Genomic DNA, 22221 nt, shown 5'->3' on the forward strand with positions numbered 1-22221 from the left:
TCCTGCGCGACGGTCGGGAAAACGCGCGCCATCCTATCTCAGCGGCGGCGCAGGTCGATCGGTTGTTCCCACCAGTCCTCGACGCTGCCGTCGCGACCATGCAGGCGCAGACCCAGCCAATGCGTGCCCGGCGCCAGCGCGCTGGCGTCGAGGGTGGCGCGGAACCCGACACGCGGATGTCCCGGATCGGTGGAGATCTTCCAGAACGCGGTGACGTCGTAGGTCTCGCCGTAGCGCGCCTGCGCGGCGACCTTGCCGTCGAGCAGCACCTCGACCCGCTCGATGCCGACGCCGTCCTTGAACGCCCAGCCGGACACTTCGAAGTGCGACGGGACCTTGGCGCCCGCCGCGGGCGTATTGAACCAGGCCATCGCCGGGGTCGTGCACGGCCCGGGCAGGCGCTGCGCGGGCAGCGTGAACAGCAGGAAGCGCTGGCTGCCATGGTCGTTGGACACCACCACCGGCGGCGGCAACGGACCGACCAGCGCGCACACCGCGTGGTAGCGCTGCAGCAGCAGCCGGTACTTCATGTCGCTGGGCGAGAGCACCAGCAAGCGCGGCCCGTCGCGACGGCCGTCGTTGAGCAGGCCCCACTGGCGCAACTGCGCGGTGCGCCCATGCTTGTCGTTCAACGGATGCGGCAACACCTGGATGTCGGCATCGCCGAGTTCGAAGCCGAGTTCGGCGCCGACCTTGAAATTGTCGGCCAGCACCTGCGTGCCCGGCGGCATCGCCGCCATTTCGCGCCGCACCGCCGTCGCCAGCGGCCGCCAGCCGGCGAAGTTGCGCGGGTAGTACTTGTCGCCGGCGGCGAGTTCGCGCACCGCCGGCACCGACACCGCGAGGTAATAACCAAACGCGCCGACCAGACCGATCCCGGTCAGCAGCCAGGTCGCGCGGCGCAGGCGCCGCGGCCAGCCGTTGAGGATCACCGGCGTGGCGATCAGCAGCGCCAGGTAGCCCGGCAGCGGCCAATGGAAGCTGATGCGCTCGGCATCGGTGAAGAAGCCGAGCAGGAAGATGCCCAGCGTGGACACGCCCCCGAGCAGGCCGAAGTAGCGCCACTGCACGCGCGCGCCGCCGCTGCCGCCGCCACGCGTGGCCACCAGCGCCACCTTGCACATCGCCACCGCCAGCAGCGGCGTGACCAGCAGGCCCTGGATCAGCACGAAGGCGATGCCGGCGGGCTGGAAGCTCCACGGATGCCGGTCGATCAACTGGAAACGGACCCCGGCCTCGCCGTTGTCGGCGTTCCAGGCCAGCAGCGGCAGCCAGGCGACGATGCCCAGCGCCAGCGCGACCCACACCTGCGGATCGCGCAGCATGCGCCGGCCCTGCGGGATCAGCAGCAGGGCGATCGCACCGACCCCGATCACCCCGGCGAAGCGGTAGTGGCTCAGCGCGCCCAGGGCCAGGCCCAACGCCAGTTCCACCGCGCTCATCGCCTCGACCTGGCGCAACAGCCGCGCGCTGGCGTCCATGCACAAGATGGTCGCCAGCGCCATCGGCACGTCCGGCAGCGCGAGGATGCCGAGCGTGCCCGACAGCGGCATCAGCAGGGTCAGGCTGCCGGCGCGCCAGCCGGCGACCGCGCCGAACCAGCGCGTGGCGATGCGCGCGATCAGCCACGGCATCGCCGCCGACAACAGCAGGAACGGCGCGCGCAGCGCCAGCAGATGGTCGCCGCCGAGCGCCACGCCCAGCCGCGCCAGCCAGGCGGTCAGCCCGGGCAGGTCCGAATAGGCGGCGGCCAGGTGCTGGCCTTCCTGCCAATAGAACGCCTCGTCGACGAACAACGGCAGACGTGCGGCCACCAGCAGCTTGGCCGCGGTGACCAGCGTCCACAGCACCAGGAAGGTACTGCGTGCACGTTGTTCGCCTTGCATTGCCTTTAGACTCCCCTAAACCCGTTGCGAGAATGCGATGCCTACTCCGCCCCGCTTGCCGGAAATGCTAACCGATACGCTGCGCGAGGCGCTCGCGCAGGCCCAGCACCAGGTCAATGCGCTGGTATTGGGCAAGCCGCAACAGGTGCGCATGGCGTTTGTCGCGCTGTTGTCCGGTGGACATCTGCTGATCGAGGATCTGCCGGGATTGGGCAAGACCACGCTGGCGCATGCGCTGGCGGCGAGCCTGGGCCTGGGCTTCCAGCGCGTGCAGTTCACCTCCGACCTGCTGCCGGCCGACGTGCTCGGCGTGTCGGTGTACGACGCGCAGTCGCGCCAGTTCCAGTTCCATCCCGGCCCGGTCTTCACCCACGTGCTGCTCGCCGACGAGATCAACCGCGCGCCGCCGCGCACGCAGAGCGCGCTGCTGGAAGCGATGGCCGAGCAACAGGTGACGCTGGACGGCACCACCCATGCGCTGCCGTCGCCGTTCTTCGTCATCGCCACGCAGAACCCGGTGGACCTGTCCGGCACCTTCCCGCTACCGGACTCGCAATTGGATCGGTTCCTGTTGCGGCTGGCGCTGGGCTATCCCGGCGCCGACGCCGAACGCGCGCTGCTCAGCGGCAGCGATCGGCGCGACCTGATCGCGCAGGCGCGGCCGCAGCTCGGCGATGCCGACATGGCCACGCTGCGGCAAGCGGTGGAGCGCATCCATGCCAGCGAGGCGCTGGTAGGCTACGTGCAGGCCCTGCTCGCGCGCAGCCGCCAGCATCCGGGCGTGCGCGTGGGCCTGTCGCCGCGCGCCGGCATCGCGCTGCTGCGCGCGGCCAAGGCGCATGCGCTGCTGCTCGGCCGCGGACATGCGCTACCCGAGGACGTGCAGGCGCTGTTCGTGGCGGTGGCCGAGCACCGGCTGGTGGCCGAACAGGAATCGGCGTCCGGGCAGGCACTGGCCAAGGCGATCCTGCACAGCGTGGCGGTGGACTGAGGCCGGTGCGCGCGCGGCTGCGCGAGGGGCGGCAGGCGCTGGCACGGCTGGCGCGACCGCGCGATCCGGAAACCCTGCCGGTGCGCCTGGACCGGCGCCGGATCTACATCCTGCCGACCCCGTTCGGCGGCTTCCTGGCGCTGCTGCTCGGCGCGATGCTGCTGGGCGCGCTGAACTACAACAACAATCCCGCGCTGCTGCTGGCGATGCTGCTGGGCGCGGCCGCCATCGCCAGCGCGATCATGGCCCACCTGCAACTGTCCGGGCTGCGCCTGGAGGCCTTGTCGGCCGAACCGGTACCGGCCGGCACGCCGCTGCGCTTGCGCCTGGCGCTGGGCGCCGACGACGCGCGCCCACGCCGCGGCCTGCGCGTGGCGCATGGCGACCACCACACCTGGCTGGACCTGCGCGGCGACGGCCTCGGCGAAGCCGACCTGGAGGTGCCGACCGAACGTCGCGGTTGGCTCGATCTGTCCCGCGTCCGCATCTCCACCACGCAACCGCTGGGCCTGCTGCGCGCCTGGGCCTGGATCTGGCCGGACACGCCGCTGCTGGTCTACCCGCAACCGGAAAGCGACGGCCCGCCGCTGCCGGCCGGCGACGGCGCTCCCACCCAGACCCGCCTGCACGCGCTGGGCGAGGAACTGCACCAGTTGCGTCCGTACCGCGCCGGCGATGCGCCGCGCGCGATCGCCTGGAAGCACTCGGCACGGCGCGACAGTCTGTTGGTACGCGAATACGAACGCCCGATCGGCGTGGACGTGGTGCTGGACTGGCGCACCCTGCCGAGCCTGCCCTACGAGCGCCGCATCGCGCGGCTGGCGCGCTGGGTCAATGCGGCCGAACGCGACGGCCGCCGCTATCGCCTGCTGCTGCCCGGGCAGCCGCCGCTGGGGCCGGGCCGCGGCCCGCAGCACCGTCATCTGTGCCTGCGCGCACTGGCCTTGCTGCCGCATGGCTGAGCCGCGCTCGCCCGCGCTGAGCACCGCCAGCCGTCGCTGGGCACTCGCCGCCGGCCTGCTGGCGCTGCTGCCGCTGCTGCTGCAGTTGCCCGACGCGCTGGCGCTGCTGTTCGCCGCGACCGCGCTGCTGATCGGCGCCAGTTCGGCGTGGCGGCCGCTGCCGGCGGTATTGCGCCTGCTGCTGGTGGCGGCGATGCTGGCGGCGATCTACTGGCAGGTCGGCATGCGGTTCGGCCGCGACACCGGCTGCGCGATGCTCGCGGCGATGCTGGCGATCAAGCCGTCGGAACTGAAGACCCTGCGCGACGCGCGCAGCCTGCTCGGCTTCGCCCTGTTCGCGCCGTTCGCCGCGTTCCTGCTCGACCAGGGACCGCTGACGATGGCGCTGGCGCTGGCCGCGGTGATCGCCGCGCTGCTGTGCATGCAACGCCTGGCCGACCAGGAAGGGCGCAGCGCGGCGCCACCGCTGCGCTGGCAACTGCGCGGCGTCGGCCACCTGCTGGCGCTCGGCCTGCCGCTGGCGTTGGCCGCGTTCTGGCTGTTCCCGCGATTGGGTTCGCCGCTGTGGGGCGTGCCCGAACGCGCGCTGAGCCGGCCCGGCCTGGCGGACAGCATGTCGCCCGGGCAATGGCTGGACCTGATGGCCGACGACACCCCGGCGCTGCGCGTGCAGTTCTTCGGGCCGGTGCCGGCGCCGGCGCAGCGCTACTGGCGCGGGCCGGTGCTATGGGACTTCGACGGCAGCACCTGGCGCGCGCAGCGCGGCAACGAGGCCCTGCCGGCACCGGCGGTGCAGACCGCTGCCGCCGGCTGGGACTACGAAGTCGAGGTCGAACCCACCGACCGTCGCCAACTGGTCGCGCTGGACCTGCCGCTGCAGGCCCCACCGGGCACCCGCGCTTCGGCCGACTACGTGCTCACCAGCGAGCGCCCGCTCAGCGCGCTGAGCCGCTGGCGCCTGCGCTCGGCACCGCCGCTGCGCTTCGAGACCGAGCTGAGCCCGGCGCAGCGGCAGCGCGCGCTGGCGCTGCCGCCGGGCTACAACCCGCGCAGCGTGGCGCTGGCCCGACAGTGGCGGCAGCAGGCCGGCAACGACGACGCGGCGATCGTGGCCCGCGCGCTGCAATGGATCCGCCGCGACTTCGCCTACACCCTGGAAACGCCGCTGCCGGGCCGCGACGGCGTCGACGAATTCCTGTTCCAGTACAAGGCCGGCTTCTGCCAGCACTTCAGCTCCGCCTTCGTGGTGCTGATGCGCGGCGCGGGGATTCCCGCGCGCGTGGCCACCGGCTATGCCGGCGGCACCCGCAATCCGTTCGGCGGCTACTGGGTGGTGCGGCGCATGGATGCCCACGCCTGGGCCGAGGTGTGGCTGCCGGAGCGCGGCTGGGTGCGCGTGGACCCGACCGCGGCGGTCGCCCCGGAACGCATCTACGACACCCTGGAGGATCGCCTCGGCGCCAGCGCCGGCGCGCAGGGCGGCGGCGTCGACTGGCGACTGCGCGACGTCGGCGACTGGCTGCGCCGCGGCTGGAACGACCTGGTGCTGTCCTTCGATGCCAACCGCCAGCAGCGCCTGTTGAGCGGCATCGGCATCGCCAAGTTGGAGCCGGCGCAACTGGTCGCGTTGTTCGCCGGCTTCGCCGCGCTGGTGCTGGGCTGGATGGCCTGGCTGCTGGCCCGCGGCGAACGCGAGCGCGACCCGTTGCTGCGCGCCTGGCGGCAGTTGGGACGGCGCTACGCGCGGCTCGGCCTGGGCCGCGCGGCGCACGAACCGGCGCTGCAGTGGGCGGCGCGTGTACAGCAGGTGATGGAGGCGACTGCGTTGCTTTCGCTCAGCCAACGTTTCGCCGATTCGCGCTACGCTGGCGCTGATTCGGACAGCGCTTCATTGTTGCGCGACCTGCGCAGGCACCGTCCGCATACCGGAGCATCTCGATGAAGATCCGACTGCTGTTCCCCATGGTGGCCATCCTCGCCCTGGGCGCCTGCGCCACCGCGCCCAAGCCGTTGCAAGGCCAGTTCGCCACCGTCACCCCGCGCGACTCGGTCGCCGGCCAGCAGGTCGGCGCCTCGGTGCGCTGGGGCGGCAAGATCATCCAGACCAAGCCCGGGCAGGGCGCGACCTGCTTCCAGATGCTGGGCCGGCCGTTGAACGCCAGTGGCCGTCCGGACAGCGACTCGGCCGATGCCAGCGACGGCCGCTTCATCGCCTGCCGCTCCGGCTTCTACGACCCGGCGGTGTTCGAACCCGGCCGCGAGGTGACCTTCATCGGCCACGTCTCCGGCTACGAGAGCACCCGCATCGGCGAATACGACTACCGCCTGCCCAAGCTCGACGCCGACGTGGTCTACCTGTGGCCGGTGGTGCGCCAGGTCGAGGTGGTGCCCGCCTACCCGTACGGCCCCTGGGGCCCGTGGGACCCGTGGGGCCCGCGCTGGGGCTGGGGCCGCGGCTGGTGGTAAGCGCGGTTGAATGACGAGCAGAAAAAACGCCGCTGAAAAGCGGCGTTTTTTTGTCGCTGGATGGCGTTGCGTGTCGCCCCTTGCGAAAGCCGCGACGCCCGCGATCAGGGCGTGCCGAAACGGCCCAGCGGCGCACCGGCCAGCAGGTGCAGGTGCAGATGGAACACGGTCTGCCCGGCGTGCTCGCGGCAGTTCATCACCACGCGGTAGCCATCCTGCGCCAGGCCCTGTTCGCGCGCATAGGTCGCCGCGGCCAGCACCAGCCTGCCGACCAGGGTCGCCTGCTCCGGCGCCAGATCGTCGAGGGTGGGGATTTCCACCTGCTTGGGAATGAACAGCACGTGCACTGGCGCCTGCGGCGCGATGTCCTTGAAGCCGAGCACGGCATCGTCCTCGTAGACGATGCTGGCGGGAATTTCGCGACGGATGATCTTGCCGAAGATGGTGTCCATGGGATCGATGCGCAGAGCGGAAGGAAGCCGCCGTTATAGCCGATTCCCGGCAATGCAGGCGCCGTCGCTACTCGCCGGAGGCGGCGCCGGGCGGCACTTCGTTGCGGCTGCCGAAGGCATGCGACAGCGTGCCGCGATCCACGTACTCCAGTTCCCCGCCCAGCGGCAGGCCCTGCGCCAACCGGCTCGGGCGCACCCCGTGCCGGCGCGCCAGCTGCGCCAGGTAGTGCGCGGTGGCCTCGCCCTCGACGGTGGAATTGGTGGCGATGATCAACTCGGCGATCTCGCCCTGCGCCAGCCGCGCGCCCAGCCGATCCAGGCCCAGTTCGCGCGGGCCGACCCCGTCCAACGGCGACAGCCGGCCCTGCAGGATGAAGTACAGCCCGCGGTAGCCGGTGGCGTGCTCGATCGCCAGGCGGTCGGCCGGCGATTCCACCGCGCACAACTGCTGGCGGTCGCGGCTGGCGCTGGCGCAGATCGCGCAGGTCTCGGTCTCGCTGAAATCGCGGCACTGCACGCAGTGGCCGACCTTCTCCACCGCCTCGGCCAGCGCGCCCGCCAGCCGGCGGCCGCCGTCGCGCTCGCGTTCGAGCACGTGATAGGCCATGCGTTGCGCCGACTTCTGGCCCACGCCCGGCAGGACCCGGAAGGCCTCGATCAGTTGTTCGAGCAGAGCAGACATGAATTCGGAATTCGCGAATCGGGATGCGGAGTGAGCAGGTCGAGGCTTCGCTCTTGCCTCGGCGAATCCCCAGTCCCCATTCCCGAATCCCGACCCCTCAGAACGGCAGCTTCATGCCCGGCGGGATCGGCATGCCGGCCGTGGCCGCGCCCATCCGCGACTTGGACTCGGCGTCGATCTTGTTGGAGGCGTCGTTGAAGGCGGCGGCGATCAGATCCTCGGCCATCTCCTGGTCGGAGAGGATGCTTGGATCGATCCGCACCTTGCGGCATTCCTTGGCGCCGGTGAGGGTCACGCTGACCATGCCACCGCCGGCGCTGCCGGTGACTTCCAGCTGGGCCAGCTCTTCCTGCGCGCGCTGCAGGTTTTCCTGCATTTTCTGCGCCTGTTGCATCAATTGGGCGATGTTGCCACGCATACGATCTACTCTTGGTAAGGGCGGATGGAATCGGGAACGACCCGCGCGCCTTGCTGCTGCAGCAGCGCCTGCACCGCCGGGTCGTTCATGAACGCGGCCTCGGCCGCATTCTGGCGCTCGCCGCGTTGCCGGTGCGAGCGCTCGTGCAGGGTCTCGGCATCGACCGCGATGCCGCTTTCGATGACGATCTTCGGTGTGCTGCCCAGCGCCGCGGCCAGGGCCGTGGCCAGTTCGCCGAGCGAGCGCTCGGACTGCAGGTATTCGAAACCCGGCGACAGCGACAGCCGCAGCACGCCTTCGGCATGGCTGACGAAGGCGGAGTTGGCGGCCAGTTGCCGCGAGGGTCCGGTCAGGCCGCAGGTGGCGACCAGTTCCAGCCAGTCCTCGGCCGCATGCAGCACGCGCGGTGCGGCGTAGTCGGGCGGCGTGCGCTCGGCGACGGCCAGCGGCGGCACCATCGCCATTTCCGGCTCGGCCAGGGCAGCAGGCGCCTCGGCATTCGCCATCGACGGCCTGGCTTGCTGCGTGGGCGCTGCTTCTGCGGTATCCCATGGCGGATCGAGCACGGCCGGCGCCGCAACTGGCGCAGGCGCAGGCGCAGGCGCGGGGCGGGACGCAGGAGTAGCCGCCACCGGGGTCGGCGTCGGCGTCGGCGTCGGCGTCGGCGCCATCATCGGGGCAGCGGGCGGCGCGGTGCGCGCAAGCTCCACGGCATCTGGGGCCACGGCCCCGGTCGCCGACGCGGCGGCAGGCGCCGACGCCGCCACCGGCGCGCCGGACGCGCGACCTTCCGCGGTCGCACCCGACGCGGCGCCAGCCGGCAGCGACGCCGCGCCGGCCGGGCGGAACGCCAGCATGCGCAGCACCGCCATCTCGAACCCGGCGCGCGGGCTCGGCGCCAGATACAGGTCGCGACGGCCGTTCAAGGCCATCTGATACCACAGCTGCACGACCTCCGGACGCAGCCGCTCGGCGAACGGCGCCGGGTCCAGGCCATCCACCGCGGCGGCCGCCGCGCCCGGCACCAGTTGCCGCACCTGGATGCGGTGTAGCGCCTCGGCCAGCGCCTCCAGCACCCCGCTCCAGTCCGGCGAGAACTCGGCCAACGTGGCGACCACCTGCAGCAGGCGCTGCCCGTCGCCATCGGCCAGCGCCTCCAGCATCGCCCCGACCTGGGTACGGTCGACCGTGCCCAGCATCGCCCGCACCACCTCGTCGCGCAGCGCGCCGCCGGCGTAGGCGATGGCCTGGTCGAGCAGCGACAGCCCGTCGCGCAGGCTACCGTCGGCCGCCTTGGCCAGCTGCACGATCGCCGAGGCATCGACCTCGATCTGCTCGGCGGCCAGGATCCTGGTCATCTGCCCCTGGATCTGCTCCTCGTCCAGACGCTTGAGGTTGAACTGCAGGCAGCGCGACAGCACCGTCACCGGCAGCTTCTGCGGGTCGGTGGTGGCGAGCAGGAACTTCACGTGCTCCGGCGGCTCTTCCAGCGTCTTCAGCAGCGCGTTGAACGCCGCCTTGGACAGCATATGCACCTCGTCGATCAGGTAGACCTTGAACTTGCCGCGCGAGGGCATGTACTGCGCGTTCTCGATCACCTCGCGCACGTCGTCCACACCGGTGTTGGACGCGGCGTCGATCTCCAGCAGGTCGATGTAGCGGCCGGCGTCGATGTCCAGGCACGCCGGGCACTGTCCGCACGGGTCGGCGCTGGTGCCCTGCTCGCAGTTCAGCGACTTGGCGAAGATGCGCGCGATGGTGGTCTTGCCGACGCCCCGGGTGCCGGTGAACAGGAACGCGTGGTGCACGCGCCCGCTGTCCAGCGCATTGGTGAGCGCGCGGACCACGTGCTCCTGCCCCACCAACTCGGCAAAACGCTTGGGGCGCCACTTGCGGGCGAGAACGAGATAGGACATCAGGCAACCGTCTTCATCTGAACCGCCATTGTGCCATGCCAGGCCAGCGCGATCGTTCAGCCGTCCGCCGTCGGGCCCCGCGAGCGCACCGCCCAACCGCCGCGCGACGCGGGGATGCGAAACCGCGCTCGCGGCCCATCATGAACGACGCCGTGAACGCCAACCGCGGCGCCCGCCGACGGCTCAGCTTGTGGACGACGCCCATGACGGCTAGAATTCCCGCCCTTGTCCGGACCGTATGGCCCGTGCAAGACCCGGAGAGGTGTCCGAGTGGTTGAAGGAGCACGCCTGGAAAGTGTGTAAGCGTCTAAACCGCGCTTCGGGGGTTCGAATCCCCCTCTCTCCGCCAGATTACGCAAACCCCTGAGAAATCAGGGGTTTTTTGTTAGCGTAAAACTGGGCTGCAGACGCGCAAGTCGGGACACACGACGCCCATGCGCATTCCTCACCATCTCGTTCGAGCCCCCTCCGGCCTCTGGTCGTATCGCCAGCGTGTCCCGGTCGATGTGCAACCCATCTTGGGCCGCCAAACCTTCAAACGCACTCTGCACACCTACGACATGCGGGAAGCACGGCTGCGCGCGCTGACCCTGGCCGCCCGGTATGCTCAAGTCTTCCGTGTGTTGAGGGAACGACGCATGCAGACCCGGGACGACGACTTGGATGCGCTACTCGCGCGCCTGACCGGCGCCGAATGCCCGCAGGAACTGACGCTGAAGAGGACACGCTCGGCGGACGGGTCGATCACCGAGCAATGGCAGATCGACACCCCCGAGGACGTCACCCTCTACCAGCAACTCATGACGCTCACGGCTCCCCAACCCAGCGCCTTGGGAGAGCTGATTCATCAGCACGTGCCGCCCCTCCCGACGCCGGGGCGAACGACGAAGCCCGCCATCGAGACGATCACCCTGGGCAAGGCCAGGGATGCTTGGCTGGATAGCATCAAGACCAGCACGCTGCCCAAGACCTGGACCATCAAGCGGACTGCCATCGACCTGCTGACCCGCTTCCTCGGAGAAAAGACCAAGCTGCACACCATCACCCGCTCGGACCTGGCCCGGTGGTATCAGCACATGCGCGACAACAAGGCCTCAACCCCGACCCTGACCAACAAGCAGTCCTACATCGGCGGCAAGGGCGGGTTCTTCGAATGGGCCCAGGCATCCGGTCACTACCCGAAAGGCGACAACCCTGCATCCGGCCATGTCAGCTACTCAACTCGGGAGAAGCGGACCCGGCGCAAGTTCGGCTTCAAAGCCTACGACGCCCATCAGGTCCAGGCGTTGTTTGCCCCGGCCGCCTTCGAGGCCCTGTCCCTGGCCGCCCGGTGGGCTGCGCTTATTGGGCTCTATACAGGGGCCCGCGCCTCGGAGGTCGGCCAACTGCTGACCGCCGACGTATTGGAGGACGGCGGCCTCCCCTGTATCCAGATTTCGGACGAGGGCGAGCATCAGAAGGTGAAGACGGACGTAAGCTTAAGGACCGTGCCGATCCACCCTGACCTACTTGCCCTGGGCTTCCTGGATTGGGTCGAGCAGGCGCGCGCCGAGGGGCAAGAACGCTTGTTCCCAGCGGCCAAAGCCGATGCCAAGAACGGCCAGGGCAACTGGATCTCCAAAGCGTTTAGCCGGCACCTGGCCGAGGTGGGCAAGAACTGGCCCACCGCCAAGCGCGGCTTCCACTCGTTGCGCAAGACCCTGATCCAAGAATTGCAGGGCGCCGGCGTGGTGTCCGAACTCAGGGCTCAGTTGGTCGGCCATGAACTGGATGACGAACACCATGCCACTTACAGCCGCGACTTCACCGCCAAAGAAAAGCTGGAAGGACTGGGGGCTCACTCCCCTGGCCTTCGGACGCTGGACTACGGACTCAACCTTCAAACGCTGCGCCCTTTGGTCAATCCGAACCTGTTGCCCGAAGGCAGCCGTCCCACGAAGCGTCACAAAGCAAGGAGCAACGCGTGAGCATGCACCCGGTCGATACACGGGTCGCCGTCCTTCTGGATTGCGACAACGTTCCACCCGAGGTCGTGGACCACGCTCTCCTCATGGCCGCCCAGTTCGGGCGGATTGTGGTGCGCCGTGGCTATGGCAACCACTCCACGCTGGCCAAGCGCTGGCAGGAGACCTTGGTCCGACAGGCCTTCACTCCATGCCTCCAATACCAATATGCCGCCGGAAAAAACACCGCTGACATGGCATTGGCCTTGGACGCCTTGGAGGCAATGTTCGATCAACGAGCGGACACCTTTTGCCTAGTGACCAGCGACTCTGACTTTGCCTACCTTTGCCGCAAGCTTCGAGAACGAGGAGCCACCGTCTGCATCGTGGGGGAAGAAAAAACACCCGAGGCATTGCGCAATGCCTGCGACCAGTTCTTCGAGTGGAGACCTTCAGACCAGAAACCCGAAATGGAGGAGCAGGTGCCGGTCCTGAAAGAACAATCACAAACAAAGGTTGACCCACAAAAACCGCTACCAAAGCGCCGCCCCCGCTTCCTGGTTGATGCCGTTGCCCTTCTAGCCGACGGCAGCGCGGATGGAAAAGTCGTCGTCAGTGCGCTTGGCAGCTACTTGAAACGAACAGACCCCTCATTCTCACCAAATGCCTATGGACACTCCGGCCTGCTGAGCATGATCAAGACTTACGACCTCCTGACAGCCTCCCAGGCCCCCGGCGGGCATTGGCTGGTCAAGCTGGCACCGCAAACCGAATCGATAGATACGTGACCGTCTTGCCAGCGCAGGTCTCCAAATCCTAGGCATTGAAGGCAACTTCCAGGATCTGTGAACCAGCGCAGACTCGGTGTCTTGCCAATCTTTTGCTTAGTGCTTCGATGTGAAAATCTTTCACACTTAGAGCTTCAGAAATCCTATGCCCGCAAATGTTGAGCTTCGTATCGCCAGCCGTCTATTGCCGACCCTCATAGCCCAGAGCAATACGCGTGATGTCGATGCAAGGGAAATCGACGTGCAGCACGCCATCGATGTGGCCGCGCTAGTCATGCGAAAGTTTGCCAGCTCATCCCAAGGTCAGACGCAGCATGCCTACACGCTCAGGCCCACCAGTCGGCCGCCTTCCTACACGCTCAGGCCCACCAGTCGGCCGCCTTCCCGCGCCTCGACCGTTGACCGCGAGCAACTACCGCCCACGTTCCCCTCAGTGGAGGACTGGCGAGAGTCACGTGGACTCCAGCCTGCAGAACCTCATCTGCCATTGCCAAAGCGATCGAAAGGTCCATCCCTTCGGTGAACTCTCCTCGCGAGAATCTTGCAGCAGCATGATTGGCCTAGTGGCGACATGATCCAATCAAATCACGACGGCGCCCCATCAACCAGTAGAACTACTAGCTTGAGGCCGACAGGGTGCTGCTCAACCGGGCCAGCATCTAGACCTTGAAACTTCAAACGGCTCAACGGGAGAAATTCTCTCGCTACACAGCGCAGCGGCAAGAGGACATCGACATGACACTGCGAGATACCTACAAAGGGAAAACATGGAACTTTTTCTACACAAGAGCAATGAAAAAAGTTTGCTCGACTATTACTATGCCAAGGCCTTCCGAGAAGCGACAGAGTTGTATGTGGTCTCCGCATACCTGACCGAGTGGGACGACACACTAAAACTGTCGCCTAAATGCAAGCGATTCCGTTTCATTGTTGGAAAAGACTTCGGCATCACCCGAAAGGATGCTTGTCGGAAAGTCTTGAAGTGGCTCCCCCCGATGCGAAAGGCCGAGTTCTTGGTCGCCGACGGCATCGGAGGCTTCCATCCAAAGTCGGTCATCTGGAAGGACGTGAACGGGGACGCGTTCATGATCATCGGGTCTTCGAACCTGAGCAAAGCAGCCTTCAACAGCAATGTAGAAGCGAACATCCTCGTATCCATTTCCGCCAGCGAGTTCGATGAGGTCCGAGCATGGATGGACTGGATCGAAGAATTTTCGATCCCCGTATCAGAGGACTGGCTGGAGCTTTACAAGGAAGCAGTGCGGCCGCCCAAAGTCGGCGGCAAGAAGGACAAGGCATCCTCCGGCGAGGAGGCTCCAACCGTAACATTCAAGCTCCCTCGGCCGGCCAGCGCTGCAAAGCTTATTGCGAATCGCCGTAAGCAACTGAAAGCCTATGACAAGCACCGAAAAGGACTCATTGACCTTCTTAGGCGGACTGCGGCTGGCGAAATAACGAACAAGAAATTTTACGAAAAACTACCCAGCCATTGGAGCATGGAGTTGGGCAATCGTCTGCAAGGAAAGGGCTGGGAGCGGCTAGGAATGGCGGCAAACTTTAGGGAAGTAGCAAATGCATTCATTACAATTGAAAAGACCCCCAAGCGAGACCGCGACGATGTCGTCAGGCGCGCAATGGACTACCTTCACAAGCGGGCTAATCCAGCACGCCGAGCCTTCCTGTCGGAAATGCTTTGTCTTCGATTCCCCGAATCTTACCCCGTCCTCAACAAGCCAGTTCATGCTTTTTTACTCAAACATCGGTTGAGCGGCCCTCGTGGATCCAGCGAAGGTGCGAAGTACATAGATCTCGCGAAAAAGCTGAGGATGGCTCTCCGCGCGAATCCAAACTACCTCGCGAAAAACCTCGCCGAGCTTGATCTGCTTATCTGGGCCTCGTCGGATTACAACCCCAAACCATGATTGAAACCCGAGATGACCTGCCCTATAAATCATGCGGTGACTCGCCCAGACACACTTCCCTGCGCAGCCAGCAAGAGAGGCAGCCCCGCGTCAGCGGGGCTCTTCATTTCAATGGACGGTTGGCCGCTTAGGTCTGAAGACTGGCGCAGGGGAGTCCACAGCAACTGACGGCATCGCAAGGCGCTCAAGAACGAACTGTGACGGCATCGGCATCGCTTCCAGCTCGACCGCCTTGCGAAGAATATCCGCATCCACCTCGGCTAGTGCCGCAGCCGACCCACGAAGCCTAGCCTTCTCCAACTCATTGCTCCGCTGCTCCAACACCGACAGGCGGCGCTCCCGCCGCTGGGTCCACTCGGGGCGAGAGTAGTCATTGGTCCCCATGGGATAGTCGGTGTTGAAGCGCTCCCATTCGTGCTGTGCGAGGTGATGCAGGCGTTCGGCCCGCCCCAGCGAGAGCAAGCGCAAGGCGCGCCCGAGGATTGCGGCTTGCAATGCCCGAACCTGAAGAACCGCCTTGGTGATCCATTGCCGCAATGGGACGGTCTCTCCTGCCCGTTCCAGTTCAGCCTGAGCCCATTCCAGGCCGGCACGGATGCGCTCAGTCGACAGGTCCGCCCTGACGCACACAATATCCTGCAAGTCGCGCAGTGCCTGAACAATCCGCTCGGCGAGACTGACTGAGCGCTGCACCTCTGTCGCTTCGTGCTGGCGCCCCAGGACCTGAGGCAGCCGCATCCCGGACACGCCTCGAATCTCCAGGCCAGGAACCAAGCCTCGCACGGAAGGCGTTCGGCCTCCTCGAGCATGACCGTCGGATGCAGGCGTTGGAACCACCCTGCGCTTCCAGCCGGCGTCGAGAGCCAGATGGTCTAAGTTTTCAGCATTGCCTGCCTCGATGGCGTCGTTCTCTGCCACCAACCGGCTGTCCATGCCCTTGCGGGCCATCGCAGTCGCTGCCTTACCTAGATGCTTGGTGGGCTCTCTGGACAGGGCCATGGCCTGGAGTTCGTTCCCGCGGTCGGAGGCTGCCCGAGCCTGCTCCACCAAGCTGCGGTGGTCAATCGTGACCGTCAAGCCAGCGGCTTCAAGGTATGCGTTGGTCGTCTCGGCCACCATTTCCCGGATCCACTGGACTTGTACTTTTCCGAACGCACCGCCGTCCAGCTCCCGCGTTTTCTCGCCAAAGCCATCCAGCCCAATACGCCGAGTGCTCGCCAGCAAGTGGACATGGTGGTTGAGCCCATCCGGCGTTCCCGGGGAGTGGATGCTCGCCTGGATAGCAAACTGGTATCGGTCGACCAAGGCCTCGGCGATGGCAAACGCCAGATGGGCTCGCTGCTCGTCCGAGAGCTCGTGGGGCAACGACAGTTCGAACTCACGAGCTACTGTGGCGTCTTTGCGACGCTCGGCGGCTTCCGCGACAGCCCAGAGCTCATCGGGCACCAAGGCCCAATCCGGGGCATCCGGGGGAGCGAGGCAGAAGGTCTCAACGACCCCGCTCCGGCGGCGGTAGTCGTGTTGTTGTCCGGTGACGACATCGGACAGCAGCAAGCCGCCCCGGTAGGCGGCTGCTGCGACGGCGGATTGACCTTTGCCTCGGCTAAAGGTTTTGATTGAGGTGTGAAAGATGGCCATAAAGACTCCTGTGAAAACAGGTTCTTTATGAACCATCTTTTGCTGTTGGCAAGCCTCGCAGAGGCTTGGGGTTCCAGGGGCGCAGCCCTTGGCGCACGCATCCGCTAGGATGCCTAAGTGCGCCCTTGCTTCTTTCTTTTAAGCCTTGTTTTTCAGATATTTTTTGATCTTGAGGGAGCGCAAATTTCCAAGCATGCGCGAGCTTGACGAGAGCCATTTCTCTGGTTGACTCGTAAGCACCCATAGGAGAAAAGCATGACTGAGCCTACCACCAGAAAATCCAGCGCGCCACCGAGAGACTGGCGCAGTTGCAAGCCAAAGAAGTTCTAGCCAACCAACGTCGCCAAGCGAAGGCATAGGAAACGGCGAAGCGCGAGGAGATGAAACGACGGCAGCGCGTGACGGATATGGTCTTCTTGGCTGGAGTTCATCAGCTGGATGATGCAGAACTGGTAGACGCTTTGCTGATCCATGCCGAACGCCGGCATGCTCATGAGGTCAGAACAGAAGCCAGCATGCGTGGCAGCATCAAGATAGGAGTCCAGACTGATCACCAACGGTGAATGATGCCGAGTTCGGATCAGACGTCATCGGATTCACGCTCCGCAATCACCACCTCAACCATCTTGATGCGCGTCGCGACCACTTTTTCTAAGAGCTGTAACGATTCAAGGAAATCCTCTGGGTCATCGGCCATGGCAGACTGGGGCAGCTCCGCCAATGTGTTCTCGCAAGTGCGCATAGCTAAACGCCAGTCCTGGGACTTCGGTTCCCCAGCACTGGCTGCTAAGCGAGCTTCGCCAATAGGGAGGATGAACGCCTCCATCTGGCTGAGCAGGGTCTTGTGATCGTTTTCGATGAGGAAGGCCACATCTTTCAGCTGTTTAGGGTCATGGACGCGGCGGCGGTTTTGATTCTCCTCGTCCGGAGTAATCCAAGAATAGAATCGCTTCAGATTTTCTGCATTTTCGAAGTTGTTGTCCTGCTCGCTCCAACCCAGCCAACCACGAATCGTCGTGTTGCGATAGGCCTCCTCGAAGAGTGAGAAATAGTCGTTTCGCACCTTTCCGGAAAATTCTTCATCACGGGCCATCTGACTGAGGGCACGATGAGTCCGATAAAGCCTCCCAGCACGGATCGCTGAAAGACCAAAATGCTGCCCGGCCTCAGTCAGTGTCTTGCCATGTGTATCAATTTGGTCAGCCACCAGCTTCGCGCGTTGCGCCGGTTCCCAATCCCTGATGCCACTGATATGCCGAATTCCTTGGAACATCCAAGAGATGTCTTCAGCCTCGTCACCTGCATAGACCAACACCTCTAGGCTATTGGTGCTTTTCAACAAGCCGGCGAGGTCATCCGGCGAGACATTAGCCTCTTGAACTCGTTCATTGGCGATATCAGCACGGAGCTTACACAAGGAACGGAAACGGCGATTGCCCTCCACTACCACATACTTACCAGAAGCATCCTTTAGCTGCCTTACGACGATACGGTCCATAAGCAGAAATCCGTTACGCAGGATGCTGTGATATAGATCCTCGATACCATGTTTATCGATCTCCTGCACCGTGCGCTTTTGGACTCCGGCCTCTCTAATGCGACCATCCTTCACAGGGGCGCGCGCCGATTCCATCCAAAAGCGGGGATTATTCGGATCCAAAAAAATATCATTAATATTGACTTTCTGAGTCTTAAGCTGGTCGGTATACACTGGATATCCTAATCTCAGTTAAGGCCATCGTGGATTTTCAATCTGGGCGGAAGCGCGCGAGGCTTTCCTAATGCCAAATCATACCGCTCCTTCACGCCCGTGGACGGTATGAGCCTTGCCATGTAGCGAAGCAGGTCTTTGACCAGAGGCTTTCCTTTGCTAATGACCGTCTTTTTGTCGGGGTCCCACAAGACATCTCTGTAAGGACGTGCCGCAAGATCCGTTGGAATTTCCTTAAGAACAGAAACTGCTTCGAATAGCGAGCAGTGATGCTTCAATGCATATTCCACGGCAATCTGAGTAAAAGCTTCCAGACCAGCAGGCCTAAATAAAAGGTGTCCCCCATGCGGGCCACGGTGCTTTTGTGTTACCGGGCCCGCTTCCTTCGCCCGGAAAAGCTCTTTGATAGGGGGGAAGGCATCCTGAAGAGAAGTAAAGTAGTCCTCAGCATATTTTGCCATCTCAGCAAGCTTGCTGTCTTTAGGACGATAGAATCGAAGGGCGCGATCTGACTTCTTCCCCTCCTTGAACTTGAATATGAGCCTGAGAATATCGTAGAGATTGGCGATCGTCGTAAGTGCTGATCGATTTGTAACGGGCAGCGATACACTGGAAATCACAGCTATCTTCGGACTCTTGAACCAAGCATGGGCCTCTACTAAACGACGCGTGATGATTGCCATGCTGTCGTCCTCATCGAGGGCAATGATGTCGAGCTTGCCGACAGGACGAGCTGTTTTGTTCAAGGTAGTGAACAAGCGACGCGTTCTCTCTCGATGCGCTTCGTTGTGCGCGACGAAGAGGACGGAAATTCTCTCGACACCAAAGTCGGTGCCCTCAGAGACAGCGCGTTTTACGCCGGCAAGGCGGTGCTGACCATCAACAGCGAAGATCTTTTCTCGGCCGGACAGCGCCAAGTATCCGAAGACATCCCGTTCTTGCGGGTCAATTCGGCCAAGTATTCCGGTTTCTGATTGCTCATGAAAGTTTCCAATCTCTAGCCACTTCGGTCTTTCACCATAAGTCGCAACAACGAGCGAGTTAAAAAAGCGCTGCTCAGTTCTCTCCAGATATTCAGATATATGGGCGGCTCGTGTGCCTTCCAATGATCGCTGAATAAGCCTCGAAAGTGCTTTGTCCTGATGAATTTCTTCAGCGTAGCTTACCCGAGAAGCCAATTCAGAAAGAGGCATTAAGCAGGAGTAGTAAATCCAATCACCAAAGGCCGCCCTTAGAGCTGGAACAAAAAGTTCACCATGACCTATCATGACCAAGCATCCTTAAGTATCGAATTTAGTCCCGCCTTGATATAGAAGTCATTCACAGGCGGCAACACTGCTGCCAATAGCTCATCCTCGATAGCTGTCAAACTGACATTTTTATCAGGGACCGGAACGAAATTGAAAAACAGGTCGCCATCCCACCGTGAAAGCATCCCATAGACCTTTGGCCTCCCATTGCCGCGGCGCAGATTGGCCAAATATTGGCTATATCTCGTCCTCAAGGTCGCATTAGATGTGTCGCCAGTAATTCCTATATACATGATAAATCCATGGCTCGGGAATCCAGACGGTTCATGGGCAAGGGTAAACGCATACAGCCCTCGCTCTTTTGGTATATTTGAACGGTTAGCCTCGGAGAATCGCAGCTTTGACCAAGTCAACGTGATCGGGGAGCGGAAAGTCTTCCAGCGCGCGGTGTCCACGTTGAATTTGCGCTGATAGGCCGCAACACGATCTGTATCAGCGATCAAATCTTTGTATTTACCCTTCAAAGCCCCCTCCTCCTGGAACATTTTTAGCGTGACGAAACACCATTTCACAAAGGTAACGGCATAGACTCATTTGGCAGGGCTTACGATGCCTATTTCTTACAGTGTCATTCGCGGCCCTTGCTCCTGCTGCTGAGTCTGTCGCTGGGTTTGCTCCAGCGCCTGCTGGCGGACCTGATCCTGCTTGATGACCTCCGCCTGCTGCAGACTCTGCTCCGCCGGCTGCTGAGCCGCCTCTCTGCCATCCACCCGAGCGTGGAAGATCGGCAGCTTGTCACCGAACGGCGCGTAGACCGCCAGCACGTTCTCCGCTCCGTCCTTGCCCAGCGCACCCGTCACCCGGTCCACCCGTTTCACCAGCGGATCCTCAACCTGTTGCTTGTAGAGCGCCGCCGTGACGTTGCGGCTTTCCTCTTCGTTCCAGTTACCCGTGCCGCTGACCCAGGAGTGGATCGTCTGGTAGGTCGAGTGGTCTGGATGCGCGGGGTTGTCGGCCAGGATCGGACCGTTTGCGTCCTTCTCCTGCGCCGGTTCGGCCTCAGGCTCTTTGCTGCGGCTCGGCGCGGTCACAGAGACCGTCGCCAACGTCGGCACGTGCGCCACAGCGGGCTGGCCCAACTCGGCCTTCGCTTGGCGCAGCTCCTCGGAGGTGGTCACCGCGACTTGATGGGCCACGCCGTCCTGGCCGACCTTGAAGTGTGCGATCGGACTGTCGTAGCCGTATTGGCCCTGCTCGTTGGGCTTCAACTTCTGAATCGTCGGACCGGCGAGGCCTTCAGCGTCCTTTGTCCGCTGCGTGGCGAGTTCCACTGCCTGCAGATTGTGCTCCTGCGCGTTGAGGTCGACGCCAGCGGCTCGATACCGATGCAGGAGCTCGTTGTGCTCCATCTGCGCCGCCGTGGGCACTGGGCGAGCCTCAATGGCCGCCAGGGTTTCCTGGGCGCGCTCCAGGGACGGCTGGCGCATCTGGTTCGTGAGCTCCAGCTCCGCCGCCAGGTTGCCGGTCGCCACTCCGTCCTTGCCGAGCCACTGCCCGGCCTCGTTGCGCTGGTAGGTCTGACCATCGTGGCCCTGCACCCGGTCTTGCTGGGCACGAGCACTTTCCACCGCCGCCGGCACCGCCACCCCATAGTCCTGCCCTCGCTGGGCAGCGTGACTCTCCAGGTAGGCCTGGGCAATGGCCTCGCGGCCAGTGGCGATGTTGCCCTCGATCCGGGACAGAGCCTCCTGATTCAGGCGCTGCGTCTGCTCTGCGTTCGCGATCTGCGGCTCGTAGACGCCGCGATCATCCGCCCCCGTCACGCCGGTTTTGACCTGGCGCTCCCACTTCTCCGTGTCTGGATTGCGGTGCCAGTTCTGGTTGTCTAACCCAATCCGATCGCCAGGCTGGGCCGGCAAATTGAACGGGTCCTGCGGCGGGGGCGCTTTGCCCAAAGCAAATTCAACAGCCTTGGCATTGGCCATCGCGCCCAGTTCCTGGGATTTCGCGTAGCTGGCCACCACGTCCTGCTCGACCGCCTTGCCCTGCCCTTCTTGCAGCTGGCCTTGGCGCTCCCAGTTGCGGCCGTTGAATTGCCAGTCCACCCCCGCCTTGTCGGTCTGGTGGAAGATGTCTCGGTTTTCTTTCAGGTCCACGGCCTTGTCGAAGGCCTTGCTCATCAAGATCGCATCGCCCACCACCAGCGCCGCAGGCACAAACCCGCTGCTGCTGCCCAGCGCGGCCGAGGTGGCCGCGCCGCCGGCCCAGCCACCCGCGTTGCGAGCAATGGCGTGCTGAACTTCCGACTGCGCCGCCGTGGTGTTGCCCTGCTCCATCAGCGCCGAAGCCGTGCGGGCGGTCATCACCGCATCGGCCCCCGTCGCCAGGAGTCCGCCGGCACGGGTCAGGCCGCGCGCGGACGCCTCGCCCATCAGCAACTGCATGGCAACTTCGCCACGTTGGCCGCGGGGCACGCGAAGATTCTGTGCGGCTTCCTCACCTAGGGTCTGCTCGACCTTGAGGATGCCCTGCTCAGACAAGACCACGCGCCCATCGTGGTGGGCATTGGCGATCGCGAGCGACAACCCGCTGCGCTGAAGTTCGATGTCCCCGCCTCGAATGATGGCGGTGTTGCTGAGCTGAATCTGACTGAGCGTAGTGACGATGCGAGATTCAGAGTTCGTCACACCGGCCCAACCACGATCAACTCCGGTGAGCCCTTTAAGAACACCAAGCTGTTGAGTATGCGCTTGGTGATAGTCTGAGCTGTTTTGCAGAAAGCTCTGAGTTTTCAGGCTGGCCTGAGCAGGGGTAAGACCAAGCGGTGTGTTGGTGTTCAAGTCATTGTTAATCAGGCCAACTGCAAGAGTGTCGCGCAACTGCTCCACACGCTGGGCCACGCGATTCAACGCTTCAGGGTCACCTCGCAAAGCCGCTCGACCATCTCGAGTTGCCTGAATTTCTTCCAATTGCTTAATTACGCCATACTGATAGGCGCCAAGCGGACCACCGCTGTGCGGCGAAATACCTAGAGATTGAGCGAACTTCGGATCGGACGGCAGGAAGATGCGGTTTTCCTGCGCATGAATATCAAACCGACCGGTCTCTTGCAGCTTCGCAAGCAACTTACTGTTTTTAAGCGTTTGTTGCTCGATCTCGTGATGATCTTGAAAAAGCGTCCGATATTTCGACATAA

Annotated in this window: 17 protein-coding genes, 1 tRNA gene and 1 pseudogene; 9 read left to right on the forward strand and 10 right to left on the reverse strand. The window is 63.9% G+C overall.

Annotated features, from left to right (window positions below):
- Positions 1-38 precede the first annotated feature (38 nt).
- Entirely contained in the window at positions 39-1886 is a 1848-nt protein-coding gene (locus tag AB3X07_RS17060) for a glycosyltransferase family 39 protein (protein ID WP_369939872.1), read from the reverse strand.
- A 37-nt stretch (positions 1887-1923) separates the two neighbouring features.
- On the opposite strand from AB3X07_RS17060, the gene AB3X07_RS17065 reads away from it, so the two are divergent.
- From AB3X07_RS17065 to AB3X07_RS17080, 4 genes are read left to right on the forward strand one after another with little or no spacing between them, the layout of a single operon-like run.
- Positions 1924-2877, forward strand: coding sequence for an AAA family ATPase (locus AB3X07_RS17065; RefSeq protein WP_369939874.1), 954 nt, complete (start codon positions 1924-1926; stop codon positions 2875-2877).
- 5 nt (positions 2878-2882) lie between these two features.
- A complete protein-coding gene (locus AB3X07_RS17070; RefSeq protein WP_369939875.1) occupies positions 2883-3839 on the forward strand; it encodes a DUF58 domain-containing protein in 957 nt (318 codons plus the stop codon).
- Positions 3832-5781 carry a transglutaminaseTgpA domain-containing protein gene (locus tag AB3X07_RS17075; protein WP_369939876.1) on the forward strand — a complete coding sequence of 650 codons (1950 nt, stop codon included), beginning with the start codon at positions 3832-3834 and terminating at the stop codon, positions 5779-5781. The genes AB3X07_RS17070 and AB3X07_RS17075 overlap by 8 nt, the downstream gene beginning before the upstream one ends.
- Entirely contained in the window at positions 5778-6305 is a 528-nt protein-coding gene (locus AB3X07_RS17080) for a Slp family lipoprotein (RefSeq protein WP_369939878.1), read from the forward strand. Before AB3X07_RS17075 ends, AB3X07_RS17080 begins: the two co-directional genes overlap by 4 nt.
- A gap of 104 nt (positions 6306-6409) precedes the next feature.
- On the opposite strand, the gene AB3X07_RS17085 is transcribed toward AB3X07_RS17080, so the two are convergent.
- The 4 genes from AB3X07_RS17085 to dnaX form a co-directional block, all read right to left on the reverse strand.
- Positions 6410-6757 (reverse strand): histidine triad nucleotide-binding protein, encoded by a 348-nt coding sequence (locus AB3X07_RS17085; protein ID WP_369939879.1) that lies wholly within the window; start codon positions 6755-6757, stop codon positions 6410-6412.
- A gap of 67 nt (positions 6758-6824) precedes the next feature.
- Entirely contained in the window at positions 6825-7439 is a 615-nt protein-coding gene (recR, locus tag AB3X07_RS17090) for a recombination mediator RecR (RefSeq protein ID WP_369939880.1), read from the reverse strand.
- Positions 7440-7536: 97 nt separating this feature from the next.
- Positions 7537-7857: a YbaB/EbfC family nucleoid-associated protein gene (locus AB3X07_RS17095; protein WP_003479775.1), complete on the reverse strand. Its 321-nt coding sequence runs from the start codon at positions 7855-7857 to the stop codon at positions 7537-7539.
- Positions 7858-7862: 5 nt separating this feature from the next.
- Positions 7863-9773, reverse strand: a complete 1911-nt coding sequence (gene dnaX, locus AB3X07_RS17100) for a DNA polymerase III subunit gamma/tau (RefSeq protein WP_369939882.1) — start codon at positions 9771-9773, stop codon at positions 7863-7865.
- Between the two features lie 256 nt (positions 9774-10029).
- Here dnaX and AB3X07_RS17105 point away from each other — a divergent pair.
- From AB3X07_RS17105 to AB3X07_RS17120, 4 genes are all read left to right on the forward strand, one after another.
- Positions 10030-10122, forward strand: a tRNA-Ser gene (locus AB3X07_RS17105).
- 85 nt (positions 10123-10207) lie between these two features.
- The gene (locus AB3X07_RS17110; protein ID WP_369939883.1) at positions 10208-11740 is read left to right on the forward strand and encodes a DUF6538 domain-containing protein; all 1533 of its coding nucleotides are present in this window, start codon (positions 10208-10210) and stop codon (positions 11738-11740) included.
- A 2-nt stretch (positions 11741-11742) separates the two neighbouring features.
- Entirely contained in the window at positions 11743-12504 is a 762-nt protein-coding gene (locus AB3X07_RS17115; protein WP_369944796.1) for an NYN domain-containing protein, read from the forward strand.
- Positions 12505-13271: 767 nt separating this feature from the next.
- The gene (locus AB3X07_RS17120) at positions 13272-14426 is read left to right on the forward strand and encodes a hypothetical protein (protein WP_369939885.1); all 1155 of its coding nucleotides are present in this window, start codon (positions 13272-13274) and stop codon (positions 14424-14426) included.
- A gap of 108 nt (positions 14427-14534) precedes the next feature.
- Here the strand turns inward: AB3X07_RS17120 and AB3X07_RS17125 are convergent, their stop codons facing one another.
- Positions 14535-16064 (reverse strand): MobA/MobL family protein, encoded by a 1530-nt coding sequence (locus tag AB3X07_RS17125; protein ID WP_369939887.1) that lies wholly within the window; start codon positions 16062-16064, stop codon positions 14535-14537.
- 278 nt (positions 16065-16342) lie between these two features.
- Here AB3X07_RS17125 and AB3X07_RS17130 point away from each other — a divergent pair.
- Positions 16343-16627: pseudogene (locus AB3X07_RS17130) on the forward strand (hypothetical protein).
- A gap of 17 nt (positions 16628-16644) precedes the next feature.
- On the opposite strand, the gene AB3X07_RS17135 reads toward AB3X07_RS17130, so the two are convergent.
- The 4 genes from AB3X07_RS17135 to AB3X07_RS17150 form a co-directional block, all read right to left on the reverse strand.
- The gene (locus AB3X07_RS17135) at positions 16645-17775 is read right to left on the reverse strand and encodes a ParB N-terminal domain-containing protein (protein WP_369939889.1); all 1131 of its coding nucleotides are present in this window, start codon (positions 17773-17775) and stop codon (positions 16645-16647) included.
- A gap of 14 nt (positions 17776-17789) precedes the next feature.
- Positions 17790-19043, reverse strand: coding sequence for a DGQHR domain-containing protein (locus AB3X07_RS17140; RefSeq protein ID WP_369939890.1), 1254 nt, complete (start codon positions 19041-19043; stop codon positions 17790-17792).
- Positions 19040-19549: a hypothetical protein gene (locus AB3X07_RS17145; RefSeq protein WP_184411623.1), complete on the reverse strand. Its 510-nt coding sequence runs from the start codon at positions 19547-19549 to the stop codon at positions 19040-19042. The genes AB3X07_RS17140 and AB3X07_RS17145 overlap by 4 nt, the downstream gene beginning before the upstream one ends.
- Positions 19550-19645: 96 nt before the next feature.
- The gene (locus tag AB3X07_RS17150) at positions 19646-22219 is read right to left on the reverse strand and encodes an XVIPCD domain-containing protein (protein ID WP_369939892.1); all 2574 of its coding nucleotides are present in this window, start codon (positions 22217-22219) and stop codon (positions 19646-19648) included.
- Positions 22220-22221: the final 2 nt, after the last annotated feature.

It is taken from the genome of Xanthomonas sp. DAR 35659 (assembly GCF_041242975.1).
In the GTDB taxonomy this organism is placed as follows: Bacteria; Pseudomonadota; Gammaproteobacteria; order Xanthomonadales; family Xanthomonadaceae; genus Xanthomonas_A; species Xanthomonas_A medicagonis.

Excerpts from the sequence above, each read along its gene's own strand:
- AB3X07_RS17140 (WP_369939890.1), bottom strand. The coding sequence starts at position 19,043 with ATGATAGGTCATGGTGAACTTTTTGTTCCAGCTCTAAGGGCGGCCTTT.
- dnaX (WP_369939882.1), bottom strand. The coding sequence starts at position 9,773 with ATGTCCTATCTCGTTCTCGCCCGCAAGTGGCGCCCCAAGCGTTTTGCC.
- AB3X07_RS17110 (WP_369939883.1), top strand. The coding sequence starts at position 10,208 with ATGCGCATTCCTCACCATCTCGTTCGAGCCCCCTCCGGCCTCTGGTCG.
- AB3X07_RS17150 (WP_369939892.1), bottom strand. The coding sequence starts at position 22,219 with ATGTCGAAATATCGGACGCTTTTTCAAGATCATCACGAGATCGAGCAA.
- AB3X07_RS17125 (WP_369939887.1), bottom strand. The coding sequence starts at position 16,064 with ATGGCCATCTTTCACACCTCAATCAAAACCTTTAGCCGAGGCAAAGGT.
- AB3X07_RS17120 (WP_369939885.1), top strand. The coding sequence starts at position 13,272 with ATGGAACTTTTTCTACACAAGAGCAATGAAAAAAGTTTGCTCGACTAT.
- recR (WP_369939880.1), bottom strand. The coding sequence starts at position 7,439 with ATGTCTGCTCTGCTCGAACAACTGATCGAGGCCTTCCGGGTCCTGCCG.
- AB3X07_RS17060 (WP_369939872.1), bottom strand. The coding sequence starts at position 1,886 with ATGCAAGGCGAACAACGTGCACGCAGTACCTTCCTGGTGCTGTGGACG.
- AB3X07_RS17085 (WP_369939879.1), bottom strand. The coding sequence starts at position 6,757 with ATGGACACCATCTTCGGCAAGATCATCCGTCGCGAAATTCCCGCCAGC.
- AB3X07_RS17080 (WP_369939878.1), top strand. The coding sequence starts at position 5,778 with ATGAAGATCCGACTGCTGTTCCCCATGGTGGCCATCCTCGCCCTGGGC.
- AB3X07_RS17095 (WP_003479775.1), bottom strand. The coding sequence starts at position 7,857 with ATGCGTGGCAACATCGCCCAATTGATGCAACAGGCGCAGAAAATGCAG.
- AB3X07_RS17075 (WP_369939876.1), top strand. The coding sequence starts at position 3,832 with ATGGCTGAGCCGCGCTCGCCCGCGCTGAGCACCGCCAGCCGTCGCTGG.
- AB3X07_RS17115 (WP_369944796.1), top strand. The coding sequence starts at position 11,743 with ATGCACCCGGTCGATACACGGGTCGCCGTCCTTCTGGATTGCGACAAC.
- AB3X07_RS17065 (WP_369939874.1), top strand. The coding sequence starts at position 1,924 with ATGCCTACTCCGCCCCGCTTGCCGGAAATGCTAACCGATACGCTGCGC.